Source organism: Cupriavidus pampae, from assembly GCF_914271485.1.
GTDB lineage: Bacteria > Pseudomonadota > Gammaproteobacteria > Burkholderiales > Burkholderiaceae > Cupriavidus > Cupriavidus pampae.
On record NZ_CAJZAG010000030.1, the window covers coordinates 1 to 2,743 of the forward strand.

The following is a 2,743-nucleotide window of genomic DNA, read 5'->3' on the forward strand; positions in this document are numbered from 1 at the left end:
CGCGACGAATCTGGGTGTAGTAAAGGTAGGTTGTGCTGTATGTGGCCTGGCACATTGGCGGAACGCTATACACCGGGCAAGACACACCGGTTATAGGATCAAGCCTTACGGGCAATTAGTACTGGTTAGCTTAACGCATTACTGCGCTTCCACACCCAGCCTATCAACGTCCTGGTCTCGAACGACCCTTCAAGGAGGTCAAGCCTCCAGGGAATCCTCATCTTCAGGCGAGTTTCCCGCTTAGATGCTTTCAGCGGTTATCTCTTCCGTACATAGCTACCCTGCGATGCCTCTGGCGAGACAACAGGTACACCAGCGGTACGTCCACTCCGGTCCTCTCGTACTAGGAGCAGCCCCCGTCAAGATTCCAACGCCCACGGCAGATAGGGACCAAACTGTCTCACGACGTTTTAAACCCAGCTCACGTACCTCTTTAAATGGCGAACAGCCATACCCTTGGGACCGGCTACAGCCCCAGGATGAGATGAGCCGACATCGAGGTGCCAAACACCGCCGTCGATATGAACTCTTGGGCGGTATCAGCCTGTTATCCCCAGAGTACCTTTTATCCGTTGAGCGATGGCCCTTCCATTCAGAACCACCGGATCACTATGTCCTGCTTTCGCACCTGCTCGACTTGTCGGTCTCGCAGTTAAGCACGCTTTTGCCATTGCACTTTAGGTACGATGTCCGACCGTACCAAGCGTACCTTCGAACTCCTCCGTTACACTTTGGGAGGAGACCGCCCCAGTCAAACTGCCTACCATGCACTGTCCCCGACCCGGATTCACGGGTCAAGGTTAGAACCTCAAACAAACCAGGGTGGTATTTCAAGGACGGCTCCACGTGAACTAGCGTCCACGCTTCAAAGCCTCCCACCTATCCTACACAGACCGGTTCAAAGTCCAATGCAAAGCTACAGTAAAGGTTCATGGGGTCTTTCCGTCTAGCCGCGGGGAGATTGCATCATCACAAACACTTCAACTTCGCTGAGTCTCGGGAGGAGACAGTGTGGCCATCGTTACGCCATTCGTGCAGGTCGGAACTTACCCGACAAGGAATTTCGCTACCTTAGGACCGTTATAGTTACGGCCGCCGTTTACCGGGACTTCAATCAAGAGCTTGCACCCCATCATTTAATCTTCCGGCACCGGGCAGGCGTCACACCCTATACGTCCACTTTCGTGTTTGCAGAGTGCTGTGTTTTTATTAAACAGTCGCAGCCACCATTTTATTGCAACCCCTTCACCCTTCTGGCGCAGGCCAGTCAAGCTACCAGGGCGTACCTTATCCCGAAGTTACGGTACCAATTTGCCGAGTTCCTTCTCCCGAGTTCTCTCAAGCGCCTTAGAATACTCATCTCGCCCACCTGTGTCGGTTTGCGGTACGGTCTCGTATGACTGAAGCTTAGAGGCTTTTCTTGGAACCACTTCCGATTGCTTCGCAGCACAAGGCCGCTCGCCCCACACTCTTGAATCCCGCGCCCGGATTTGCCTGAGCGCCTTCTCCAATGCAGGGACCGGGACTTCCAACACCCGGACAACCTTCCGCGATCCGTCCCCCCATCGCATCATACGACGGTGCAGGAATATTAACCTGCTTCCCATCAGCTACGCATCTCTGCCTCGCCTTAGGGGCCGACTCACCCTACGCCGATGAACGTTGCGTAGGAAACCTTGGGCTTACGGCGAGGGGGCCTTTCACCCCCTTTATCGCTACTCATGTCAGCATTCGCACTTCTGATACCTCCAGCATCCTTTACAAGACACCTTCACAGGCTTACAGAACGCTCTCCTACCACACGTACCAAAAGGTACGTATCCGCAGCTTCGGTGACTGGCTTAGCCCCGTTACATCTTCCGCGCAGGACGACTCGATCAGTGAGCTATTACGCTTTCTTTAAAGGGTGGCTGCTTCTAAGCCAACCTCCTGACTGTTTTAGCCTTCCCACTTCGTTTCCCACTTAGCCAATCTTGGGGACCTTAGCTGGCGGTCTGGGTTGTTTCCCTCTTGACACCGGACGTTAGCACCCGATGTCTGTCTCCCGTGATTGCACTCTTCGGTATTCGGAGTTTGCTATGGCGGGGTAATCAGCAATAGACCCCCCAACCATGACAGTGCTCTACCCCCGAAGGTGACACACGAGGCACTACCTAAATAGTTTTCGGAGAGAACCAGCTATTTCCAGATTTGTTTAGCCTTTCACCCCTATCCACAGCTCATCCCCTAATTTTTCAACATTAGTGGGTTCGGTCCTCCAGTACGTGTTACCGCACCTTCAACCTGGCCATGGATAGATCATCTGGTTTCGGGTCTACACCCAGCGACTCAACGCCCTGTTCGGACTCGCTTTCGCTACGCCTTCCCTAATCGGTTAAGCTTGCCACTGAATGTAAGTCGCTGACCCATTATACAAAAGGTACGCCGTCACCCGTTTCCAGGCTCCGACTGTTTGTATGCATGCGGTTTCAGGATCTATTTCACTCCCCTCCCGGGGTTCTTTTCGCCTTTCCCTCACGGTACTGGTTCACTATCGGTCGATCACGAGTATTTAGCCTTGGAGGATGGTCCCCCCATCTTCAGACAGGATTTCACGTGTCCCGCCCTACTTGTCGTACACCTAGTTCCACAATCGTGTTTTCGCATACAGGGCTATCACCTGCTATGGCCGGGCTTTCCATCCCGTTCTGCTAACACCACTGCTAAAGAGTACAAGGCTCTTCCCATTTCGTTCGCCACTACT

At 53.4% G+C, this 2,743-nt stretch carries 1 rRNA gene; it reads right to left on the reverse strand.

Annotated features, from left to right (window positions below):
* Positions 1 to 94 precede the first annotated feature (94 nt).
* A 23S ribosomal RNA gene (locus tag LDO41_RS34085) occupies positions 95 to 2,743 on the reverse strand; the annotation flags it as partial.